19 protein-coding genes are annotated in these 23,032 nt (G+C 71.4%); 14 read left to right on the top strand and 5 right to left on the bottom strand.

The features are described 5' to 3' along the window. Positions 1-69: 69 nt before the first annotated feature. Genes RWS82_RS12835 through RWS82_RS12805 form a run of 7 tightly spaced genes read left to right on the top strand, consistent with a single transcriptional unit; the run spans position 70 to position 8,944 of the window. Positions 70-1,173: an ABC transporter permease gene (locus RWS82_RS12835; RefSeq protein ID WP_314650758.1), complete on the top strand. Its 1,104-nt coding sequence runs from the start codon at positions 70-72 to the stop codon at positions 1,171-1,173. Next, positions 1,170-2,741 (top strand): sugar ABC transporter ATP-binding protein, encoded by a 1,572-nt coding sequence (locus tag RWS82_RS12830; protein WP_314650756.1) that lies wholly within the window; start codon positions 1,170-1,172, stop codon positions 2,739-2,741. Before RWS82_RS12835 ends, RWS82_RS12830 begins: the two co-directional genes overlap by 4 nt. 1 nt (position 2,742) lies before the next feature. Continuing rightward, complete coding sequence (locus RWS82_RS12825) at positions 2,743-3,789, top strand: ABC transporter permease (RefSeq protein WP_314650754.1); 1,047 nt, start codon at positions 2,743-2,745, stop codon at positions 3,787-3,789. Further along, positions 3,786-5,120 (top strand): four-carbon acid sugar kinase family protein, encoded by a 1,335-nt coding sequence (locus tag RWS82_RS12820; protein WP_314650752.1) that lies wholly within the window; start codon positions 3,786-3,788, stop codon positions 5,118-5,120. The genes RWS82_RS12825 and RWS82_RS12820 overlap by 4 nt, the downstream gene beginning before the upstream one ends. A 9-nt stretch (positions 5,121-5,129) precedes the next feature. Then, positions 5,130-5,960, top strand: a complete 831-nt coding sequence (locus tag RWS82_RS12815) for a phosphogluconate dehydrogenase C-terminal domain-containing protein (protein WP_314650750.1) — start codon at positions 5,130-5,132, stop codon at positions 5,958-5,960. Between the two features lie 39 nt (positions 5,961-5,999). Then, positions 6,000-7,697: a hypothetical protein gene (locus RWS82_RS12810; RefSeq protein ID WP_314650748.1), complete on the top strand. Its 1,698-nt coding sequence runs from the start codon at positions 6,000-6,002 to the stop codon at positions 7,695-7,697. Further along, positions 7,694-8,944 (top strand): ribulose-bisphosphate carboxylase large subunit family protein, encoded by a 1,251-nt coding sequence (locus RWS82_RS12805; RefSeq protein ID WP_314650746.1) that lies wholly within the window; start codon positions 7,694-7,696, stop codon positions 8,942-8,944. The genes RWS82_RS12810 and RWS82_RS12805 overlap by 4 nt, the downstream gene beginning before the upstream one ends. A gap of 19 nt (positions 8,945-8,963) precedes the next feature. Here RWS82_RS12805 and RWS82_RS12800 read toward each other — a convergent pair whose 3' ends face one another. Both RWS82_RS12800 and RWS82_RS12795 read right to left on the bottom strand, forming a co-directional pair. After that, a complete protein-coding gene (locus tag RWS82_RS12800; protein ID WP_314650744.1) occupies positions 8,964-9,953 on the bottom strand; it encodes an NAD(P)-dependent oxidoreductase in 990 nt (329 codons plus the stop codon). A gap of 27 nt (positions 9,954-9,980) precedes the next feature. After that, entirely contained in the window at positions 9,981-11,222 is a 1,242-nt protein-coding gene (locus RWS82_RS12795; RefSeq protein ID WP_314651530.1) for an MFS transporter, read from the bottom strand. 97 nt (positions 11,223-11,319) lie between these two features. Here RWS82_RS12795 and prfB point away from each other — a divergent pair, with 97 nt between their 5' ends. Next, the gene (gene prfB / locus RWS82_RS12790; RefSeq protein WP_314650742.1) at positions 11,320-12,429 is read left to right on the top strand and encodes a peptide chain release factor 2; all 1,110 of its coding nucleotides are present in this window, start codon (positions 11,320-11,322) and stop codon (positions 12,427-12,429) included. 81 nt (positions 12,430-12,510) lie between these two features. Here the strand turns inward: prfB and RWS82_RS12785 are convergent, their stop codons facing one another. Further along, positions 12,511-13,383: a DUF2510 domain-containing protein gene (locus RWS82_RS12785; RefSeq protein WP_314650740.1), complete on the bottom strand. Its 873-nt coding sequence runs from the start codon at positions 13,381-13,383 to the stop codon at positions 12,511-12,513. A gap of 172 nt (positions 13,384-13,555) precedes the next feature. Between RWS82_RS12785 and ftsE the strand changes: the two genes are divergently transcribed. The 3 genes from ftsE (at position 13,556) to smpB (ending at position 16,185) form a co-directional block, all read left to right on the top strand. Then, entirely contained in the window at positions 13,556-14,707 is a 1,152-nt protein-coding gene (gene ftsE, locus RWS82_RS12780; RefSeq protein WP_314650738.1) for a cell division ATP-binding protein FtsE, read from the top strand. After that, the gene (gene ftsX / locus RWS82_RS12775) at positions 14,704-15,618 is read left to right on the top strand and encodes a permease-like cell division protein FtsX (protein ID WP_314650736.1); all 915 of its coding nucleotides are present in this window, start codon (positions 14,704-14,706) and stop codon (positions 15,616-15,618) included. The genes ftsE and ftsX overlap by 4 nt, the downstream gene beginning before the upstream one ends. A gap of 90 nt (positions 15,619-15,708) precedes the next feature. Continuing rightward, a complete protein-coding gene (gene smpB, locus RWS82_RS12770) occupies positions 15,709-16,185 on the top strand; it encodes an SsrA-binding protein SmpB (protein WP_050722832.1) in 477 nt (158 codons plus the stop codon). A 12-nt stretch (positions 16,186-16,197) separates the two neighbouring features. Here the strand turns inward: smpB and RWS82_RS12765 are convergent, their stop codons facing one another. Next, a complete protein-coding gene (locus RWS82_RS12765; protein ID WP_314650732.1) occupies positions 16,198-18,069 on the bottom strand; it encodes a prolyl oligopeptidase family serine peptidase in 1,872 nt (623 codons plus the stop codon). 205 nt (positions 18,070-18,274) lie between these two features. Here RWS82_RS12765 and RWS82_RS12760 point away from each other — a divergent pair, with 205 nt between their 5' ends. Further along, positions 18,275-19,222, top strand: a complete 948-nt coding sequence (locus tag RWS82_RS12760; RefSeq protein ID WP_314650730.1) for a methylenetetrahydrofolate reductase — start codon at positions 18,275-18,277, stop codon at positions 19,220-19,222. A gap of 21 nt (positions 19,223-19,243) precedes the next feature. Continuing rightward, positions 19,244-21,556, top strand: a complete 2,313-nt coding sequence (gene metE / locus RWS82_RS12755) for a 5-methyltetrahydropteroyltriglutamate--homocysteine S-methyltransferase (protein WP_314650728.1) — start codon at positions 19,244-19,246, stop codon at positions 21,554-21,556. Between the two features lie 93 nt (positions 21,557-21,649). Here metE and lexA read toward each other — a convergent pair whose 3' ends face one another. Further along, positions 21,650-22,336, bottom strand: a complete 687-nt coding sequence (gene lexA, locus RWS82_RS12750) for a transcriptional repressor LexA (protein WP_314650727.1) — start codon at positions 22,334-22,336, stop codon at positions 21,650-21,652. A 307-nt stretch (positions 22,337-22,643) separates the two neighbouring features. On the opposite strand from lexA, the gene RWS82_RS12745 reads away from it, so the two are divergent. Next, a complete protein-coding gene (locus tag RWS82_RS12745) occupies positions 22,644-23,006 on the top strand; it encodes a LysM peptidoglycan-binding domain-containing protein (RefSeq protein WP_314650725.1) in 363 nt (120 codons plus the stop codon). Positions 23,007-23,032 lie beyond the last annotated feature (26 nt).

Here is a 23,032-nt window from a genome sequence, read left to right as displayed (position 1 = left end):
CATCCCCGGTGCGGCGCGTCTCCGGCGCGCCGCACCCCGCCCCTGCCCGTCACCCGTCGGAGGAACCACGTGTCCACCACTCAGAAGACCGCCCCACCCGTCGCGGCACCCGAAGGCGCCCGCCGTGGCGACGGGCTGCGCCGCTTCCTCGCCGGCGAGGGCTTCGTCCTCGCCCTGATCGTCGTCTATGTCGTCGCCGTCTCGCCGTTCGCCAACGGCCTGCTCAGCGAGCGCAACGCCGTGAACGTGCTCTCGAACCTGTGGCCGCTCGCGATCATCGTCATCGGCCAGTCGTTCGTGCTCATCCTCGGCGGCATCGACCTCTCGCAGACCGCCGTCATCAGCGTCGCGAACACCTTCGGCGCCCTGTTCATCGCCCAGGCCTTCACGCCGACGCTGTTCTCCGACACCGTGTTCTGGGGCAGCGTGATCGACGAGGACGGGGGAGTGCTGTCGGATGCCGGTCTCGGCGGTGTCGTGCTCGCCATCGCCCTGACCGTCGCCGCCGGATGCCTGATCGGTCTGCTGAACGGCTGGGCGGTCGCCGTGCTGAAGATGCCGCCCTTCATGGTGACCCTCGGCACGATGCTGCTGTTCGGCGCGGTGGCGATCTGGATGACGCGTAGCGAGAACGTCACGGGGCTCCCCGAGGAGTACGTGGCGATCGGCAGCACGCAGGGCGGGGGCCTGTCGTCGTTCCTGACCCTGTCGATGGTGATCGCCGTCGTCGTCGCGATCGTCGCGCACTACGTTCTCTCGCGCACCACGTACGGCGCCTGGTTGTACGCCGCGGGCACGAACCGCCGCACCGCGATCGTCTCCGGCGTTCCGCACACCCGCATGGTCATGTCGGCGTACGTCATCAGCGCGGGCCTGGCGGCGCTCGGCAGCGTGCTCTACTCGTCGCGCCTCGGCGCCGGCCGCCCGACGCTCGGCGACGACATGCTGCTCGACGTCATCGGCGCCGCGATCATCGGCGGCATCTCGCTGTTCGGCGGCAAGGGGAGCGTGCTCGGCGCCTTCCTCGGGGCGCTGTTCTTCGTGATCCTCAGCAACAGCCTCAACCTCATGAACCTGCCGTTCCACGTGGTCTGGGTCGTGAAGGGCCTCGTCATCGTGGCCGCGGCCCTGCTCGACGTGGGGCGCAACCGCCTGATCGGAGGCCGACGATGACTTCGTCTCCCCGCCTGGAACTGCACGGCATCTCGCACAGCTTCTTCGGCATGCCCGTGAACCGCGACATCTCTCTGCGCGTCGAGCCCGGCGAGGTGCTCGGACTCGTCGGTGAGAACGGCGCCGGCAAGTCGACGCTCATGAACATCGTCGGCGGCGTGCTCGTGCCCGACGAGGGGCGGATGCTCGTCGACGGCGAGCCCTACGCACCCAAGTCGACCGGCGAGGCGCGCGCCCGCGGCATCGCCCACGTGCACCAGGAGCTGAACCTCTTCTCGCAGCTCTCGGTCATGGACAACGTCTTCCTGACCGCCTACCCGCGGCGCGCGGGCGTCTTCACCGATCGACGGAAGGCGCGCCGTGCCACGGCCGACGCCCTCGCGCAGCTCGAGCTGCCGTTCTCGCCGTCGACGATCGTCGAGCAGCTGAGCCCGGGCCACCGGCAGATGCTCGAGATCGTCAAGGGCACCCTCGGCGGTCCGGGCCTCATCATCCTCGACGAGCCGACGACGTCGCTCACCAGCCGCGAGACGCAGCTGCTGTTCGCGCTCATCGAGCGCCTCACCGCCCAGGGCACGTCGTTCATCTACGTCTCGCACATCCTCGACGACGTGAAGCGGCTCTCCGACCGCATCGCCGTGATGCGCGACGGCGCGCTCATCGACGTGCGCGCCGAGGCCGACCTGCCGGTGCGCGAGCTCATCACGCTCATGGTCGGGCGTCCGCTCGACAGCCTGTACCCGGAGCGCGCGGGTCACACCCCGGTCGACCCGGGCGCCCCGCCCGCGCTGCGGCTCGACGACGTGTCGGCGACCGGCCTGGTCGACGAGGCATCGCTCACCGTCGAGCGCGGCGAGGTCGTCGGTGTGTTCGGCCTGATGGGCGCAGGGCGCACCGAGCTCGCGCGCGTGATCGCCGGGCTCGACACCGCCGACACCGGCCGCATCGAGGTGGCGGGCACCGACGTGACGCGGCTGTCGCCCCGTGCCCGCATCGCGGCCGGCCTGGCTTTCGTCACCGAGGACCGCCGCGGCGAGGGGCTGCTGATGGAGTTCCCCGTCGTCACCAACGCGGCCCTGCCGTCGCTCGCCCGATGGAGCGGGGGAGTGCTGGCGCCGCTGCGCCGTCGCGCCCTCCGCACACGCGTGCAGGCGGTGACGGATGCTCTGCGCCTCAAGTCGGCCGACCTCACCCGCTCGCCCGTGCAGGCGCTCTCAGGCGGGAACCAGCAGAAGGTCGTGCTGGCGAAGTGGCTGCTCACGGAACCCGATCTGCTCATCCTCGACGAGCCGACCCGCGGCGTCGACGTCGGCGCCCAGTACGAGGTGTACCGCACAGCGCTGGAGCGCGCCGACGCGGGCACCGGCATCCTCGTGATCTCGTCGGAGCTTCCAGAGCTGCTCGGCATCGCCGACCGCATCGTCGTGATGCGCCTCGGCCGCATCGTCGCCGAATTCCGGCGGGCGCAGTTCGACGCCCGCATCATCCTCGGCGCCGCGTTCGGCGAGCGACCCGACGAGGTCGCCGCGGGCGAGGCGGCATCCATCCAGATCCAGGGAGGCGTCTGACATGTCGCGCATCAAAGACCTCGCACTGCAGAACGTCCCGGTCATCCTGCTGGTCGTCGTGTTCCTGGCGTTCGCCGCCGTGGACCCGCGCTTCCTGTCGGGCGACACCATCACCCTCATCCTGCGGCAGTCGGCCTACGTCGGCATCCTCGCGGTCGGCATGACGCTGGTGCTGATGACCGCGGGCATCGACCTGTCGGTCGGCTCGCTGCTGTACCTCACGGCCGTGGTCGTCGGTCAGATCGTGCACACGATCGCCATGCCGATCTTCGTGGTGCCGCTGCTGGCCGTGCTCATCGGCGCCCTGTTCGGGGCGTTCAACGGGTTCGCCGTCTCGGTGCTCAAGATCATCCCGTTCATCGTCACCCTCGCCATGCTCACCGCATTCCGCGGCCTGGGCTACGGCGTCTCCGACTCGCGCGAGGTCAACTACCCCGACGCGATCACCGCCCTCGGTGCCCAATCGGTGCTCGGCATCCCGCTTCCCATCGTCGTGTTCGCGCTCGTGGTGCTGCTCGCGCACGTCACGGTCACCCGCACGCCGTTCGGTCGGCAGCTGCTGGCCACGGGCGAGGACAAGCAGGCTGCGGCGCGTGCCGGCGTGAAGGTCGGGCGGATCCAGTTCACCGTGTACGTCATCTCCGGCGCGCTGGTGGGGCTCGCGAGCTTCGTCGCCGTCATCCAGCAGTTCTCCGGAACCGTCACCCCCGCCGCCGGCAAGGGCATCGAGTTCGACGCCATCGCCGCCGCGGTGCTCGGTGGCACGAGCCTGTTCGGCGGACGCGGCTCGGTGTTCCCGGGCACGGTGGTCGGCACGCTGCTCATCCAGCTGGTGAACACCGGCCTCGGGTTCGTGCGGGTCGACCTGTACCTCACGCAGATGGTGCAGGCCGGCATCATCCTGCTCGCGGTGCTCATCGACAGCATCCGCACCGGCCGTCTCGAGAAGCTGCGCCGCACGGTCATCACGAGTGGGCGACAGGAGGCGGATGCCGACCCCGATCCCGCCCGCACGCCAGCGCCCGGCGCGGGGGAGCCCGTGCGATGACGACCCCTCTGCTCTCGTTCTACGGCGACGACTTCACCGGCTCCACCGACGTGATGGAGGCGCTCACCACCGCGGGCGTCGACACCGTGCTGTTCCTCGAACCGCCGACCGCCGACGACCTCGCCCGCTTCCCCGGCGTGCAGGCGGTCGGGGTCGCCGGGATCGCCCGCACCATGACGCCCGCGCAGATGGATGCCGAGCTGCCGCCGATCCTCGAATCGCTGCGCGCCACCGGGGCGCCGCTCTTCCACTACAAGATCTGCTCGACGTTCGACTCGTCGCCGACCATCGGCAGCATCGGCCGCGGGCTCGACATCGCCCGCCGTACGTTCGACGCCGGCCTCGTGCCGATGGTCGTCGGAGCACCCGCGCTGCGCCGCTACCAGGCGTTCGGGAACCTGTTCGCGACCGTCGACGGGGTCACCCACCGCCTCGACCGGCACCCCACGATGACCCGGCATCCGATCACCCCCATGCACGAGGCCGACCTCATCGCGCATCTCGCTCACCAGACCGACGCGTCGGTCGCACTCGTCGACCGCCTCGCACTCGCCGCGGGCGCCGACGCGGTGGACGCCCGGATGACGGATGCCGCGGCGCAGGGCGCTGACGCCGTGCTGTTCGACGTGCTCGACGCCAGTGACCTCGTGCAGATCGGCCGGGCGATCGACGGGCTCGTGCAGACGGCGGACCGCCCGGTCGTCGCCGTCGGATCGAGCGGTGTCGAATACGCGCTCGCCGCGTTCTGGACCGCGCGGCGCGGCGGCCCCGCCCCGGCGTTCCGCCCTCGGCACGGCGACCGCGTGCAGACCCTCGCGGTCAGCGGGAGCCGGGCCCCGGCCAGCGACGCCCAGGTCGCCGATGCCCTCGGGCGCGGGTTCCTCGGCGTGCCGGTCGATCCGGTCACCCTCACCGCGGGCGGCGAGGGGGTCGACGTGCTCGTCGCCGCCGCGCGCCGCGCGCTCGACACCGGGCAGGACGTGCTGCTGCACACCCCGCCGCGCGACGAGCGCCCCGTCGACTCGCATCGACTCGGTCTCGCGCTCGGCGCCGCCACCCGACGCATCGTCGCGGAGCAGGGCGTGCGTCGCGTGGTCGTGGCCGGCGGCGACACCTCCGGACTCGTCGCCCGGGCCCTCGGCATCCGCGCGCTGCAGATGATCGCCGAGGTGGCGCCCGGCGCGCCCCTGTGCCGCGCCACCGCCGACGACCCCGCGGTCGACGGACTCGAGATCGCCCTCAAGGGCGGACAGGTCGGTCGACCCGACTACTTCACCACGGTCGCCTCCCTCGACGGCGCCGCTTCTCCCACCCCCACACCCAACCAGTAAGGAACGACAATGACCTCGATCGCGATCATCGGCGCCGGCGGCAAGATGGGCTTCCGCACCAGCGCGAACCTGCAGGAGACCGACTACGACGTCGCCCACGTCGAGCCCGGCGACGCGGGGCGCGAACGCCTCGCGACCCTCGGCATCGAGGCGTCCGAGGTCGCCGACGCCGTCCCGGGTGCCGACGTCGTCATCCTCACGGTGCCCGACAACCGCATCGGACGCGTCTCGAAGGAGATCGTGCCCCAGATGAAGGCCGGGGCCACCCTCGTCGTGCTCGACGCCGCGGCCCCGTACGCCGGTGAGATCGCCCTGCGCGACGACATCAGCGCGGTCGCCTGCCACCCCTGCCACCCGCCGGTCTTCAGCGACGAGGTCGAGATCGCCGCGCAGCAGGACTACTTCGGCGGCGTCGCCGCCAAGCAGGACGTGGTGATCGCGGTGATCAGCGGCACCGACGCCGACTACGACCGCGCCGAACCCGTCGTGCGCGCGATGTTCGCCCCCGTGCGCGACGCGTACCGCATCACGGTCGACAACATGGTGCTGCTCGAGCCGGTGCTCGCCGAGACGACCGCCGCCACCTGCGTCACGATCATCCGCGAGGCCACTGACGAGGCGATCGCGCGCGGCGTGCCCGCCGACGCCGCGTTCGCGTTCATCCTCGGCCACCTGCGCGTGGAGCTCGCGATCCTGTTCGACCAGATCGGCTCGCCGTTCTCCGACGGGGCCATCAAGGCCATCGAGTCGGCGCGCGACATCCTGTTCCGTCCCGACTGGAAGCGCGTCTTCGACGAGGAGAACATCCGCGCCTCCGTCGCCGACATCGTCGCGGAGTAACGGGAACGGGCAGGATCGGATGCGACGACGGGAGCGACGATGACACGGATGCTGCGGGCCGGCGCCTGGACGCTCGACCTCGACGACCGCGGCGTGCTGAGGCACGTGCGGCTCGGCGACCGGGAGGTGCTGCGCGGCCTCGCCGGGGTCGTGCGCGACGCCGATTGGGGCACGGTCGAGGGAGTCGTCACGGTCGAGCGGTGCGAGATCGAGGAGAACGGGTTCTCGGTCTCGTTCACCTCGGTGCACCGCGGCGCGGGCGTCGATCTCGCCTGGACCGGCACTCTCACCGGTCTTCCCGATAGCACGGTGCGGATGACGTTCGACGGGCGGGCGACCGGCCCGACGCGCACCAACCGCATCGGGCTCGTCGCGCTGCACGCCCTCGACGGGGCCGGGCACCCCGTCGACGTCATCCACACCGACGGGTCGGTGCAGTCATCGCGCTTCCCCGAACTCGTCGCCCCGCACCAGCCGTTCCTCGACGTCGCCGGCTTCCGGCAGCGGACCGACGACGGCGCCGAGATCGAGATCCTGTTCGAGGGCGACGTCTTCGAGACCGAGGACCAGCGCAATTGGTCGGATGCCTCGTTCAAGACCTACAGTCGTCCGCTCTCCCTGCCCTTCCCCTACCCGCTCGATGCGGGGGAGACCGTGCAGCAGAGCGTGACCCTGCGGGCCACCGGCGCGCTCCCGCCGCCGGCCGACCGTGCACCGCGGAGTGTCACGGTACGCGTCCAGGACGAGCCCGCTTCCTGGCCGCGCCTCGGCACCGGGTGGGCGACGGGGCACTCCCGCGCCGCGGATGCCGTCGCCGCACTGCGACCGGCGTGGGTCCGCGTCGACGTCACCGTCGACACGGACGGAGACGTGACGCGGGCGACGGCGCTCGCCGAGGCGGCAGCAGCCGGGCTGACCGTCGAACTCGCACTCACGGTCTCCGACGGGGCACCAAGCGCGGCGATCGTCCCGCTTCTCGACGTCGCCGCCGTCGACCACGTGCTCGTCTACAGTCCCGGGGCGCCGACGACCTCGGCCGCCGCGCTCGCCGCGGTGCGCGCACTCGTGCCCGCGGCGACGCCCGTCCGCGGCGGGACAGACGGCAACCTCGCTGAACTCAACCGTTTCCCTCCGGCATCCGTCGGCGACGGGGTCGCCCTGTCGATCAACGCCCAGGTGCACGACGACGCCGACCTCGCGGTGATGCAGACGACCGAGGCGTACCCGGCGATGATTGCGACCGCCCGCCACCGCGGCGACACCGAGCACGTCACGGTCTCTCCCGTGACGCTGCGCCCCCGGCGCAATCTCTACGCGACGGCCGCACCGCGCCCCGTCGGCGACGGCGTCGATCCGGCCACGATCGACGCCCGCCAGCACGACCCCTTCGCCGCGGCATGGACCGTCGCCGTGCTCGCGGCGCTGTCGGCCGCGGGGGTCGCCGACGCGACGCTGTTCGAGCATGCGGGCCCGCGGGGCATCCTCCGCTCCGACGGCGGACGCACGCCCGTCGCCGACGTGCTGGCTGCGGCGTTCTCGGCCGGGGGCGCCCTTCGGATCACCAGCGACGATCCCTCCGTCGTGGGGATCGCGCTCCGCATCGACGACCGCACGGTCGTCATCCTCGCGAACACGACAGACAGCCCCCGCGACGTCGCGCTCGACGGCATCGTGTCGATGCCGCCGCGCACGATCGCGCCCTTCGACATCCTTCTCCACACAGACGGGACAGCATGAGCACCGACCGCATCCACGCCCACTACGTCATCGAGACCGGCGACAGCCTCGAACGCGCCGCCGCCGCGATGGCCGGCGAGCAGTCCACCGGCACCTTCGTCGCTCTGCCGGGCGAGACCCCCGAGCTGCACGCGCGGCATGGAGCGACCGTCGAGCGCATCACCCCGCTCGACGACGCCGATTCCCCGTCGCTGAGCGGCGGCATGGTGCCGGCCGACGGGCGCTACCGTCGCGCCGAGGTCGAGCTCTCCTTCCCCCTCGAGAACGTCGGCACGGCGCTGCCGAACCTGCTCGCCACCGTCGCCGGCAACCTGTTCGAGCTGCACCAGCTCAGCGGCATCCGGCTCGAAGCCCTCGACCTCCCGCCGGCGTTCGGCGAGGCGCACCCCGGCCCGCAGTTCGGCATCGAGGGCACTCGGCGTCTGGCCGGCGTGCACGACCGCCCGATCATCGGCACCATCATCAAGCCCAGCGTGGGGCTGACGCCCGACGAGACCGCCTCCCTCGCGGGCGACCTGGCGCGCGCCGGGCTCGACTTCATCAAAGACGACGAGCTCATGGCGAACTCGCCCCACTCGCCGTTCGACGACCGGCTGGACGCCGTCATGCGCAGCCTGCACGACGCCGCCGACGACACCGGAGCGCTCGCGATGTACGCCGTGAACGTCACCGACGAGCTCGACGACATGCTGCGGCACGTTGACGCCGTCGCCGAGGCCGGGGGCACGTGCGTCATGGTGAGCGTGAACGCGGTCGGCATCGGGGCGCTGCGGGCGGTCCGCGAACGCAGCGCGCTGCCCATCCACGCGCACCGCAACGGCTGGGGTGCGATGACCCGCGATCCGATGCTCGGGTACTCGTACGGGGTGTGGTCGCAGCTCTGGCGATTGGCCGGCGCCGATCAGCTGCACGTGAACGGGCTGCGCAACAAGTTCTGGGAGCCCGACGAGTCGGTTCTCCGCTCCGCGCGCGCCTGCCTGCAGCCGCAGAACGGGCATCCCGCGGTCATGCCGGTGTTCTCTTCGGCGCAGTCCGCCGATCAGGCCGCAGACACGTATGCGGCACTCGGAACGGTCGACCTCATGTACGTGTGCGGCGGGGGCATCATGGCCCACCCCGACGGACCAGCAGCGGGGGCGGCCAGCATCCGACAGGCGTGGCAGGCGGCCGTCGACGGGGTCCCCGCACGGGAGTACGCGCAGACGCATCCCGAACTCGCCGCCGCGCTGCAGATGTTCGCCCGGTGAACCGACTTCGCGGCGCCGCTCAGGCGCCGCGGAAGGCCCGGTACGTCGCGATGTACTCCGCGATCCCGTCGTGCAGGTCGGGGAACCGCAGGGTGTAGCCGAGCTCGTCGCGTAGCGCCGACACATCGAGTACACCGCGGTACGCGCTCTCGGCGGACGCGGCGGCGGCCGAATCGGCCTCGGCGGCCGGGGCGAACCGCACCCGCAGGTCGGGGAGCTGCCGGCGCACGGTCGCGATCAGCTGCTCCTCGCTGACGAGAGCCTTCCCTGTGGCGGCGTAGAAGACCCGCTGCGGTGTGGGCGGGTGCTCGAGCAGCCGAGCCACGACCCCGGCGACATCGGCGACATGCGTGAAGTCGCGCGACGGCAGGCGCTCCGTGCCGAGGTCGACCTCGATCCCGTCGACGCCGCCCTCGACGAGCGGCTTGAGGCCGATCGGCCACTGCATCCCAAAGCCGTACACGGCCGAGGGGCGCACAATGCGCACGTCCATTCCGAAACTCGCCACGTACTCCAGCGCGAACACCTCGGCGGCGGCCTTCGACGCCCCGTAGAACCCGCCACCCGGGCCCTCGGTCGCGGTGACGGTGGGGTGGTGGACGGGGATCGGTTCGGAGCGGATGCCCGGCAGCACGGCGATCGACGACAGGTAGACGACCGACCGCACCCCCGTGTCGCGCGCCGCCTCGAGCAGACGCAGCGTCGGGAGCACGTTGCTCTCGAGCGCGCGCATCGGGGCGGTGCGGAGCCCTGCCACGTCGACGACGGCATCGACGTGCACCACGGCATCGGGGCGATGCCGCTCGCAGACGCGGCGGATGCCGTCGACATCGTCGCCCGGGAGCACCTCCAGGCGCAGGCGGTCGACATCGGCGCCGAGGAGGTGCCGGGTCTCGGGGCGGAGCGGGTAGCGGCTGACGCCGACGACCTCGTGGCCCGCGCGCAGCAGCTCGCGCACGATATGACCGCCGATGAACCCCGTCGCGCCGGTGACGAGGACTCCACTCATGACTACGAGTGTAGGAGGACGCCCGGGTCAGCGCGGGTCGGCGGGCGGAGCCGCGCGCGGCACGAACCGCGGGATCCACCGCACAAAGCCGAACGCGCCGAGCAGACCGATCACGCCCATCGCCGCGGCCGCGATCGGCAGCGACGCGATCGCCGTGATGCCCGACACGAGCAGAGGAGCCGTCGCCCCGCCCGCGTCGGTGAGCGTGCGCCACGAGCCGAGGAATGCCGCGGGTTCCCGCGCCGGTGCGACATCGGCCCCGAGGGTGAGCAGGATGCCGCTCGACAGGCCGTTCCCGACGCCGAGCACGGCGGCGAACATGCCGAACCACAGCACGGGTGCCTCGACGTCGTGCGTGAGCGAGAGGGCGAGGAAGCCCGCGCCCATGAGGATCATCGCCGGCATCGCCGCCCACATGCGCCCGAAGCGGTCCATCACCTGCCCGCTGGCGTAGAACAGCGCGAAGTCGATGGCCCCCGAGATGCCGACCACGAGGGCGATGGTCTGCGAGTCGAGCCCGAGCGACAGCCCCCACAGCGGCAGCACGACCTGGCGCGCCGACCGCACGGCCGAGAGCGAGGCGGCGGCCAGGCCCAGACGGCTCAGCACGGTGCGCTGGCGCCACATGGTGCGGAACACCCCGGTCGGCGGGGTGCGCGCCGCGGTGACGGCAGCGGCGGCTGCGGCGGTGTCGTCCGTCGTACCGGTGCGGATCGGGGTGACGGCCACGGGCACGGCCTGCTCGGGGTCCGGGCCGAACAGCACGAGGACCACCATGACGACGAGGCACACGAGGAAGAACCAGATCGCGGCGAGCTCGGTACCGAACAGGGCCAGCAGCCCGGCGGCCACGAACGGACCGATGAAGATGCCGAGGCGGAAGCTGCCGCCCAGCAGCGACAGGGCCCGAGCCCGCATCGCGATCGGCACGCGCGTCGTCATGAAGGCGTGCCGGGCCAGGCCGAACGCCGCAGCGCAGAACCCCAGCAGGAAGACGGATGCCGCGAGCAGGCCGATCGAGGGGGAGAGGAGCATCCCGACCCCCGCCAGCATCGCGACGACTCCCGCGATGACCATCGTGAGGCGTTCGCCGATGCGCGCGACGGCCCACCCCGCGGGGAGGTTGCCGCACAGCTGCCCCACCACGAGTGCCGACGCGACGAGGGCGGCGAAAGCGACGTCGGCGCCGAGCTCGGACGCGATGACCGGGATGAGCGGGATCACGGCGCCCTCGCCGAGCGAGAACAACACGGTCGGCAGGTACACCATCGGTCCGAAACGCCGAAGGACCGTCGAAGCACCGCTCACCGTTCGAGGCTACCCCCGCGCACGCACGGGGAGCGGCGACAGGATAGGCTGGGGTGCCATGCTCGAACTCGATCTTTCCGCCGACATCCAGGCGCTCAGGCACACCTTCGGCGACATCAGCGAGGTCGTCGACGTCACCCGTCTGCGCGACGACATCGCGCGCCTCAGCGAAGAGGCCGGCGCCCCCGACCTCTGGGACGACACCGAGCGTGCGCAGAAGGTGACCAGCGCCCTCAGCCACCGCCAGTCCGAGCTCGCGCGCATCACCGGCATCGCCCAGCGTCTCGACGACCTCGAGGTGCTCGTCGACCTCGCGAACGAGATGGGTGACGAGGAGTCGGCCCAGGAGGCCCGCAACGAGCTCACCGCCCTCTCCGAGGTCATCAACCAGCTCGAGGTGCAGACGCTCCTCGACGGTGAGTACGACGACCGCGCGGCGATCATCACGATCCGTTCGGGCGCCGGCGGCGACGATGCCACCGACTTCGCCGAGATGCTCATGCGCATGTACCTGCGCTGGGCCGAGCAGCACAAGTACCCCGTGAAGGTCATGGACACGTCGTACGCCGAGGGTGCGGGCATCAAGTCGGCCACGTTCGAGATCGACGCCCCGTACGCGTTCGGCACGCTGTCGGTCGAGGCCGGCACGCACCGCCTCGCGCGCATCAGCCCGTTCGGCTCGGCCGACAAGCGGCAGACGTCGTTCGCGGCCGTCGAGGTCATCCCGCTCATGGAGGAGGCGACCGAGGTCGACATCCCCGAGGGCGACATCCGCGTCGACGTGTTCCGCTCGTCGGGCCCGGGCGGTCAGTCGGTCAACACGACAGACTCCGCCGTGCGCCTCACGCACCTCCCGACCGGCATCGTCGTGTCGATGCAGAACGAGAAGTCGCAGATCCAGAACCGCGCCGCCGCCATGCGCGTGCTGCAGACCCGCCTTCTGCTGCTGCAGAAGGAGCAGGAGGCAGCGAAGAAGAAGGAGCTCGCCGGCAACATCACGGCGAGCTGGGGCGACCAGATGCGCTCGTACTTCCTCTACGGTCAGCAGCTCGTGAAAGACCTGCGCACCGGCCACGAGTCGGGAAACCCCGCGGCGGTGTTCGACGGCGACCTCGACGGCTTCATCTCCGCGGGCATCCGGTGGCGCAAGCGCCCGGAAGAGGACTGAGCGTCCCTTCGATCTTCGATGAAGCCCCCGAGAGCAGTGCTCCCGGGGGCTTCGTCGTATGCGCCGAGCGGTGTGGTTCGGTCAGAACAGGCACACCCCCGCGGCCGAGGTCAGCTTCTCGCTGAACTCGTAGGCGGCGTCGGAGTCGGTGAACGTGCCGTCGCTCTCGGCGATCTCCCGCAGGGTGTCGTCGGGGATGTCGGAGTCGACGAACTCCTGCGCGATGCAGGTGATCTGCTCGTCGGTGAAACCGGCGTCAGCGGTCTGGTCGACCACGGCCCTTACACCGACCGCGACCTCCTCGACAGTCGGTCGGCCGGCCCCGCCCGTGGTCTCCTCGGGCTCGGGCGACGGGCTGGAGGTGTCGGTGCCGTACGAGGGCGATGACGACGGCAGCGACTCGGCGACGTCGATGGCGGTCTGGGTGATGCCCATCGCGAGCAGCACGAAGAAGGCGATCACGCCGACGATCGTGCCGAGGATCGAGACGCCGATGCCGGTGATGCCCGGCCATTTCTTACCGCGGAGGAAAAGGGACACGACCGACACGACGAATCCGGCGAACAGCAGCACCCACCCGAAGATCATGGTGATCGGGAAGAGCACGAGGATGGTGCCGAGCACCGCGAGTCCGAAGCCGACGAGGCCGAGCACCGACATCGGCTTCGGCGCGTCGGCCACCGCACCGTAACCGCCGGGAGCGCCGTAGCTGCCGGAAGCGCCATAACCCGTCACGCCGCCGGAGGAGGGGGCCGAGCCGTATCCGCTCGCCGCGAGCGCCCCGGGCGCCGCGGGCGGCGCGTAGGCGGAGGGCTCGGACGAGGAGGAGGGAGCCGGTGAGGAAGAGGGAGCCGACGCCGCGGCATCCGGGGCGTAGTGGTCGGTCCATTGCTGGCCGTCCCACCATCGCTGGCGTCCGGAACCGTCGTCGTACCAGCCGGCAGGTGTCGTCATGGGTCCCCCTCGCATCGCGACCCGCACCGACCGCGCGGGCGTCCCCTCATGTATAGCAGCGGCCTCCGACGCGCATCCGGCGACGACATGGGCAGCATTGCCCATCCGGATGCCGTCGGGCGGGGTGTCGTGCCGGGTCGGCGCGACCGCGCGCACGTAGGCTCGTACCGCCATGATTCGGTTCGAGAACGTCACGAAGCGCTACCGCGGGACGTCGAAGCCCGCCCTGTCCGGTGTGGATTTCGAGGTGCAGCGGGGCGAGTTCGTCTTCCTCGTCGGCGCCTCCGGGTCCGGCAAGTCGTCCTGCCTCCGGCTCATCCTCCGCGAGGACGTGCCGTCGAGCGGACGCGTCGCCGTGCTCGGTCGCGACCTGCGCGCCCTCGCCAACCGGAAGGTCCCCTACTTCCGCCGCCACATCGGCTCGGTGTTCCAGGACTTCCGCCTGCTGCCGTCGAAGACGGTGTACCAGAACGTCGCCTTCACCTTGCAGGTCACGGGTTCGTCCCGGGGATTCATCCAGCAGGCGGTGCCCGAGGCGTTGGCCCTCGTCGGTCTCGACGGCAAGCAGAAGCGCATGCCGCACGAGCTGTCGGGTGGAGAGCAGCAGCGCGTCGCGATCGCCCGCGCGCTCGTCAACCGTCCGCAGATCCTGCTCGCCGACGAGCCCACCGGAAACCTCGACCCGGCGACCTCCGTCGGCATCATGCAGCTGCTGGCCCGCATCAACGCCGGTGGCACCACGGTGCTGATGGCGACGCACGAGGCCGGCTTCGTCGACCAGATGCAGCGCCGCGTGATCGAGCTGAAGGACGGCGTCATGGTGCGCGACGAGATCCACGGCGGGTACGGCGACACCTCGAACATCCCCCGTCTGGCACCGGAGGAGGTGCGTGGCGCGGCCGCGGCCGCCGCGCTCACCGCGGTGCAGGAGGTGCAGCGGCAGACCGCGGACCTCTCGGTCGTGCGCGCCGCCCTCGTCGGCGAACTCGACGCGCAGCGCCGCGCCGCGGCATCCGGCCCGTCCCGAGATGCGGCGCCCTCGACGGCTCCGTCGTCCGAGCCGTCGTCCGAGCCGTCGCGCACCCATCCGACCGCTTCCGCGCTGCCGGCGCCCGCTGCACAGGACCAGACCGCCGCGCAGCCCCACGCCGCCGCGCAGCCGTCCGTCACCACGCCGAACCGCGACGACGAGTCGGTCGACGCCCCCGCCGCGCCGGGCACCCGCCCGATCGTCCTCCCCGCCGTCGACGTCGCGGAGCTGGGGGTCGCCGATCGCCTGGGACTCTCGGATGCCGATGACGAGGAAGTGGGGCCGACCTCATGAGAATCGGTCTGATCCTCACCGAGGCCCTCGTCGGCCTGCGCCGCAACCTGTCGATGGTCATCTCGGTCGTGCTCGTCACCTTCGTGTCGCTGACCTTCGTCGGCGCCGCCATCCTCATGCAGTCCCAGATCGGCGTGATGCGCGGGTACTGGAGCGAGCGTGCGCAGGTCGCGGTGTACATGTGCTCGTCGGTGTCGGTGGCGGACACCTGCGTCGACGGGGCCGCGAGCGAGGAACAGGTGCAGTCCGTGCGCGATCAGCTCGAGGGCGATGCGCTCGCCCCCCTGATCAGCTCGATGACCTTCGACTCGCGGGAAGACACCTACGCCAAGCTCGTCGATCAACTCGGCGAGGATCAGGCGAGCGTGCTCACCCCCGACCAGGCGTTCGAGGTGTTCTTCGTCACGATGAAGGACCCCTCGCAGTCGACCGTCATCTACGAGGCGTTCAACGGGCAGATCGGCGTCGAGCAGGTGAAGGACCAGCTGCAGTATCTCGAACCGCTGTTCTCCGCACTCACCGTCGCCACGTACATCGCCGTCGGCATCGCGGTGCTCATGCTCATCGCGGCGACCCTGCTCATCGCCACGACCATCCGACTGTCGGCCTACGCGCGGCGCAAGGAGATCGGCATCATGCGCCTCGTCGGCGCGTCGAACCGTTTCATCCAGACGCCGTTCGTGCTCGAGGGCGTGTTCGCGGCGCTGCTGGGATCGGCGCTCGCGAGCGCCGCCATCGTCGCCGGCGTGCACTTCGGGGTGAACGGATACCTGCGTGGGCGGGTGCCGTTCATCACCACCTGGATCGGCATGCAGGACGCGGCGTGGGTCGTACCCGTGCTGATCGGGATTGGTGTGGTGCTCGCGGCACTGTCGGCCGGTTTCGCGATCCGGCGGTGGCTGCGCACCTGATCGGGAGGGTCCGGCGTCGACCGACCTGTTCGACGGACGGTATGCTGTAAGGCTGCTGTGCGCCCGCACGGCACGGATCAGGAGAGCATCATGCCCAGGGAACGCGGGGAGAAGGTCATCGCGACCAATCGTCGCGCACGTCACGACTACAACATCGAGAAGTCGTACGAGGCGGGGATGGTGCTCACCGGCACCGAGGTCAAGTCGCTGCGCCAGGGGCGGGCGAACCTGTCCGACGGCTACGCGTTCGTCAAGGGCAACGAGGTATTCCTCGACGCCGTGCACATCCCCGAGTACTCCCAGGGGCACTGGACGAATCACTCGGCGAAGCGCATCCGCAAGCTGCTGCTGCACCGCGAGGAGATCGCGAAGCTCGCGCACGCGGTCTCGGCCGGCGGGTACACCCTGATCCCGCTGAAGCTGTACTTCTCCGACGGGCGCGCCAAGGTCGAGATCGCCTTGGCGAAGGGAAAGCGCGAGTACGACAAGCGCCAGACCCTTCGCGAGCGGCAGGACACGCGCGAGGCCGAACGGGCCATGCGCCTGCGCAACCGCGTCGGGGAGTAACCGGGCGGGCTCTCAGAGCTGCGGCGTGAACCCGAACACGCGCCCGAGGAAGGCCAGCTCCCGCTGCAGGGAGTCGACGATGGTCTCCCCGCGACGGAAGCCGTGGCCCTCCTCCGGGTAGAGCACATACTCGTGGTCGACGCCGCGACGCGCGAGAGCGTCGCGGATCGCCTCCGACTGCGAAGGCGGCACGACCCGGTCCTCGCCGCCCTGCAGCAGCAGCACCGGTACGTCGATGCGGTCGGCGTTCTGCAGGGGCGATCTCTCGACATACAGCTGCTCCGCCTCGGGCAGCGGACCGACGAGGCCGTCGATGTAGTGCCGCTCGAAGTCGGGGGAGTCGGTGACCAGCATCCGCAGGTCGGTGACCCCGTAGCGCGAGATCCCGGCGGCGAAGGTGCCGCCGCGCGTCAGCGCCGAGAGCACCGTCCATCCGCCGGCGGACCCGCCGCGGATCGCCAGGCGGGCGGGGTCGGCGAGTCCCGCGTCGACGAGGCCCCGGGCGGCGGCGATGACGTCGTCGACGTCGACCACGCCCCACTGTCCGAGCAGTCGCTCCCGGTACGCGCGGCCATAGCCGGTGGAGCCGCCGTAGTTGACGTCGAGCACGCCGATGCCCCGGCTCGTGTAAAACGCGATCGCCGCCGAGGCCGCGCCGGTCACGTGCGCGGTCGGCCCCCCGTGCACGAGCACGACGTAGGGCGGGTGCTCGCCGGCCGGAGCGGTCGCGTCGGGATGGGCCGGGGCGTAGGCGAACGCGTGCACGGTGCCGTGCGCGCCGTCGACCGTCAGGGGCCGAGCGGGAGGCATCCAAGCCGGATCGACCGACTCGCCGCCGCGCACGGTGACGACCTGCCGGGTATCGACATCGACGCACCAGACACCGGATGCCGTGGCCGAGCCGTTGCCGGTGACGAGCACGAGCGATCCGGTCGCATCCTCGATGCTGACGTGTCCGTCGCAGGGGAGGGGAAGCCGTTCGACGCCGTCGGGACCCGCGACCACGACCTCGTCGCGTCCGTTCGTGCGCACCGCGACGACCCGTCCGTCGGCGAGCGGTCGGTACCAGCGGTTTCCGAGCACCCACAGTCCGTACCCGGTGTCGGCATCCGATGCGTCGAGGGCGTCGAGCGCGCGGGCCGCGCCACGCGGTCGCACACCGTCGAGGTCGAGGCGGTGCAGCGTCCAGCGTCCGGTGGGATCGTCGGCGAACACCAGTGCCGTGTCGTCGAGCCACTCCGGTTGCAGGGCCGCGCGCGTGGGAGCATCCGTCGTCTCGCCGGAGGCGAGGTCGCGGACGCGCAGGGTCGCCGCGTCCCACGGCATCCGTCGGCCGTCCCACTGCACCCACGCCAGGCCCGTGCCGTCCGGGGAGAGGGAGGGGTGGGCGAAGAACTCCGGCCCCTCGACGAGGCGGGCGACGGCTTCGTCGTCGTCGGCGGCCGTGCCATCTGTGGGGATCTCGACGATCGCCCGCCGGTGCGGCTCGACGGACAGGTCCTCGCGCACCGCGAGCAGGCGCCCGCGGTGCAGGCGCAGACCGCCGTGCGCGGGGCCGGACGACGTCAGGGGCGCGGGCTCCGCACCGCGCCGTGCGCGGTAGACGCGCTGATCGGCGGCGTGGACGAAGTACAGCACGCCGTCGGCGTCGGCGGTCCACGCGCCGCCGCCGTACTCGTGCACGCGCGAGCGCGCGCTCCACGGCGAGGCGAGCACCTCGTCGCCGAGCGAGGAGCGCACCGACATGCGTCCGCCCTCGCCCGGCACCGACTCGCCCCACCAGATCTCCTCGCCCACGAAGCGCGCGCCGTCGAGGCGCGGAGACGCCGCCGCGACGGATGACGCGGTGAAGGGGGAGGGCCAGGAACCGAAGGGAGACGCCATGTTCCGAGCCTAGGCGTCTCGCTCGGAGCATCCGCCGACACACGGCGTCACAGAGCGTGCGCGTGCGGGGCGCGGTGTTCTACCTTCGTGGAAACGCCCGGCCCGCCGCGGCGTGGAGCGACAGCCGAGCCCGGCACCCGCCCGCGAATGATGCCCCGTCTGCGTCGTGCGCGGCCCCCGGCCCGCCCTGTCCCCAGGAGAAGAGATGTCCCTCGTGACTCCGCCCCCCGGCACGTCCCGCGTGCCGTTCTCCTTCGAGCTCTACCCGCCCCGGTCGGCGTCGAGCGAGGAGGCGCTGCACGACACCGTGCGGCACCTTGCCGCAGCCGGACCCGACTTCCTCTCGGTGACCTACGGTGCCGGCGGATCGAGCGGAGGACGCTCCCTCGAGGTGCTGCGCTTCATCCGCGAGCACACCGACGTCGAGCCGCTGGCGCACCTCACGTGCGTCGGGAACACCTATGCCGGGGCCGCGAAGCTGATCCGCGAATTCCTCGACGCCGGCATCCTGAGCTTCCTCGCGCTCCGCGGCGACCCGCCCGCCGGACAGACCGAGGGGTACCTCGGCGATCTCGAGAGTGCCGCGCAACTCGTGCAGCTCATCGACCGCGTGCAGGCCGAACGCGCCCCCTACGAGGAGGCGCCGGTGCCCGGCCTCCCCGGTGCAGCGCGGGTCGACCCCCGCCGCCGGGCGAGCATCGCCGTCGCCGCGTTCCCGAAGGGGCACCCGCGCGCCACGCATCGCACGCAGGACGTCGAGGCCCTGTTGGCGAAGCAGGCCGCCGGGGCGACCTTCGCGATCACGCAGCTGTTCTTCCACGCCGACGACTACCTGGCGTTCGTCGAGCGCGCGCGTGCTGGCGGAGTGGTCATCCCCATCCTCCCCGGCATCATGCCGATCACGTCGCCCGCTCGACTCGCCCGCGTGCTCGAACTCACCGGCGAAGACCTGCCGGGCGAGCTGTCGATCGCCCTCGAGGTCGAGCCGACGCCCGAGGGGCGCCGCGAGATCGGCATCGACTGGGCCGCACGACTTGCCCGCGAGGTCGTGGCGGGCGGCGCGCCCGGCGTGCACCTCTACGCCTTCAACCAGCACGAAACCGTTCTCACCGTCCTCGCCGAGGCCGGCATCCTCCCGGCCCTGCGCCGATAGACCCCGCCGAAAGGAACAACAATGACCGCATTCCCCGAGGGCACGATCCTGGGATACCCCCGCATCGGCCGGCGCCGCGAGCTCAAGAAGGCCGTCGAGGCGTTCTGGGCCGGTCGCATCGACGAGCAGGAGCTGGAGCGCACCGCGGCCGACCTGCGCGGCGCGACCCGCGAGCGCCTCGCCGCACTCGGGCTCGGCCGCGAAGACTCTTCCATCCCCGAGTCGTTCTCGTACTACGACCAGGTGCTCGACGCCGCCGTCACGGTGGGCGCCATCCCCGCCCGCTTCGACGATCTGCGGGACGCCGACGGCACGATCGGTCTGCCGGCCTACTTCACGGTGGCGCGCGGCGAGGGCGAGCGCGCCCCGCTCGAGATGACGAAGTGGTTCGACTCCAACTACCACTACCTGGTGCCCGAGATCGGTCCCGAGACGGAGTTCTCGCTCGCGTCCGACCGTCTGGTGCGGCAGGTGGCGGAGGCCGCCGCGGCGGGCTATGTGACGCGCCCCACGGTCGTCGGGCCGGTCACGCTGCTCGCGCTGGCGAAGGCATCGGACGACGCTCCGGAGGGCTTCGATCCGCTCTCCCGCCTCGACGACCTGCTGCCGGTGTACGTCGACCTGCTCGCCCGGTTCCGCGACGCGGGGGCGGCGTGGGTGCAGCTCGACGAGCCGGCGCTCGTCAGCGAGTCCCTCCCCGCGACCGTCGAGCAGCTGTCCGCCGCAGCGGAGCGGGCGCTCGCGGTGCTCGGCGGGGCGTCGCACCGACCGGCGATCCTCGTCGCGGCACCCTACGCCGACCTGGGCGCCGTCTTCCCCGTGATCGCCGCGGCTCCGGTCGAGGCGATCGCGGTCGACCTCGTGCGTGGCGGCGTGCCGACCACGGCGCCCGGGCTCGCCGACAAGGTCCTCGTCGGCGGCGTCGTCGACGGCCACAACATCTGGCGCGGCGACCTCTCGGCCGCCTTCGACCGTCTGGAGGAGCTGCGCGGACTGGGCGCCGCCGCCGTCGCGGCATCCCCCTCGACCTCGCTGCTCCACGTGCCGCACGATGTCGCCGACGAGTCGGCGCTCGATGCGCGGCTCGTGCCGTGGCTCGCGTTCGCCGACCAGAAGGTCGAGCAGGTCGTCGTCCTCGCCCGCGGTCTCACCGCGGGCCGCGAGGCGATCGCGGATGCCCTCGACGAGGCATCCGCGGCCCTGGCCGACCGGCTGTCGGCTCCCGGCGTGCGCGACGGCGCGGTGCGTCAGCGGGCGCTCGCGGATGCCGACTTCGCCCGCGTCTCGTACGCCGAGCGCGAGAGTGCGCAGGAGGTGCTGGGGCTCCCCGCCCTCCCGCTGACGACGATCGGTTCGTTCCCGCAGACCCCCGACATCCGTCGCGCGCGGGCGCGGTTCACCCGGGGCGAGATCCCCGCCGAGGACTACGACGACTTCCTGCGCCGCGAGGTGGCGAGCGTCGTCTCCCTGCAGGAGGACCTGGGGCTCGACGTGCTGGTGCACGGCGAGCCGGAGCGCAACGACATGGTGCAGTACTTCGCCGAGAACCTCGATGGCTTCGCCGTGACCGAGAACGGCTGGGTGCAGTCCTACGGTTCGCGGGCGACCCGCCCCTCGATCCTCTGGGGCGATGTCTCGCGTCCGGCACCGATCACCGTGGACTGGTCGTCGTTCGCCCAGTCGCTCACGACGAAGCACATGAAGGGGATGCTCACGGGACCGGTGACGATCCTCGCCTGGTCGTTCGTGCGCGACGACCAGCCGCTCGGCGAGACCGCGAACCAGGTGGCGCTGGCGCTGCGCGACGAGATCGCGGACCTCGAGGCGGCGGGCATCGCGATCATCCAGGTCGACGAGCCCGCGCTGCGCGAGCTGCTTCCGCTCAAGGCGGCCGACCAGCCGGCCTACCTCGACTGGTCGGTGGCGTCGTTCCGTCTCGCCACCGGCGGTGCGGCCGCCGCCACGCAGATCCACACGCACCTGTGTTACTCCGAGTTCGGTGTGGTGATCGACGCGATCCGTGCGCTCGACGCCGACGTCACGTCGATCGAGGCCGCACGGAGCCGCATGGAGGTCGTCGCCGACATCGCCGAGGTCGGCTTCGACCACGGCATCGGCCCGGGCGTGTACGACATCCACTCGCCGCGGGTGCCCGGTGTCGATGAGGTCGAGGCGCTGCTGCGCCGCGCCGTCGAGGCGATCCCGACGCGCCAGCTCTGGGTGAACCCGGACTGCGGACTGAAGACCCGCGGTTACGACGAGACGACGCAGTCGCTGCGCAACATCGTCGAAGCGACGCGGCGCGTCCGCGAGGACGTGTCGATCGCGGTCTGACGCGACGCGCACGGTCCCGCCCCCACGCACGACGACAGAGCCGCCCTCCCGATCCGGGAGGGCGGCTCTCTTCTCGTGTCAGGTGGGATGCCGTCAGACGGCGCGCAGCACCGCGACGACTTTGCCCAGCACCACGGCCTCGTCGCCGAGGATCGGCTCGAAGGCCGAGTTGCGGGGGAGCAGCCAGGTGTGGCCGTCGCGGCGGCGGAAGGTCTTCACGGTCGCCTCGCCGTCGAGCATGGCGGCGACGATCTCGCCGTTCTCGGCCGTGTGCTGCGAGCGCACGACCACCCAGTCCCCGTCGCAGATCGCGGCGTCGATCATCGACTCGCCCGACACCTTGAGCATGAACAGGTCGCCCTTGCCCACGAGCTGACGGGGGAGGGGGAAGATCTCCTCGACCTGCTGATCGGCGGTGATCGGCACTCCGGCGGCGATCCGGCCGACGAGGGGCACGAGGGCCGCGTCGCCCACGGGGGTGGCGACGTCGGCGGGGTTCTCGGTCGACGTGCCGGGAAGGTCGATGAGAACCTCCATCGCCCGGGTCTTGCCCGGGTCGCGGCGGAGGTAGCCGCTGAGCTCGAGCTGCCCGAGCTGGTGGGTGACGCTCGAGAGCGACTTGAGCCCGACCGCATCCCCGATCTCGCGCATGCTCGGCGGGTAGCCCTGCTGCGCGATCGACGCCTGGATGACCTCGAGGATCGCCATCTGCTTCGCGCTGAGGTTCTTGCGACGGCGCGTGCGCGTGACCTCGGAATCGGGGGCGGCGATGTCGCTCATGGTGCTCCTTCGAAGCGCGGATCCGGGCGTCCCGTCGCAATGTCGGTGGCCCGTGATGGTCTGTCGTTATCGAAACCGTATCCGAGAGGACGACGGATCTGGAAGATCTGTTCGAGCGTGTCGACGAATCCGTGCGAACCGGTTCGAAGAAAGCTTGACAGATGTTCGAATTCGAAGATACCTTCGGAACGTAGCTTCGCACCCGCCCCTCCCGGCCGAGTGGCGGATGCGAACGCTACGCCAACGTGGTCATCGCCTGCGGGTGATGACGAACTCCGGTCACCGGAGAGAGGCAGAGGAGACAGACATGAGCACGATCACCTTCCCCACCGCACCCGTCCTCCCGACCGGCGCCACACGGCTCCGTCTCACGACGCGCGGTCGCCGCGTGCTGCTCGCCCTCGCCGCCCTCCCGCTCGCCGGCGGAATCGCCTTCGCTGCGCTCAGCGGCGGCAACGCCCTCGCCTCGAACGAGGCCCCCGCGGCCTCGGTCAGCTTCGAGACGGTGACCGTCATGCCCGGCGACACGCTCTGGTCGATCGCGGCCGAGATCGCGCCGACCGCCGACCCGCGCGAGGTCATCGGCGAGATCACCCGCCTCAACATGCTGCAGGGCGGCGTGCTGCAGATCGGCCAGGAACTGTCCATCCCCACGGCCTACGCGGGCTGAGGCTCCCTCGCGTCGGCCTAGCATGG

The organism is uncultured Microbacterium sp., assembly GCF_963528945.1.
Lineage (GTDB): Bacteria > Actinomycetota > Actinomycetes > Actinomycetales > Microbacteriaceae > Microbacterium.
This window is presented reverse-complemented; position numbering and strand designations above follow the sequence as displayed.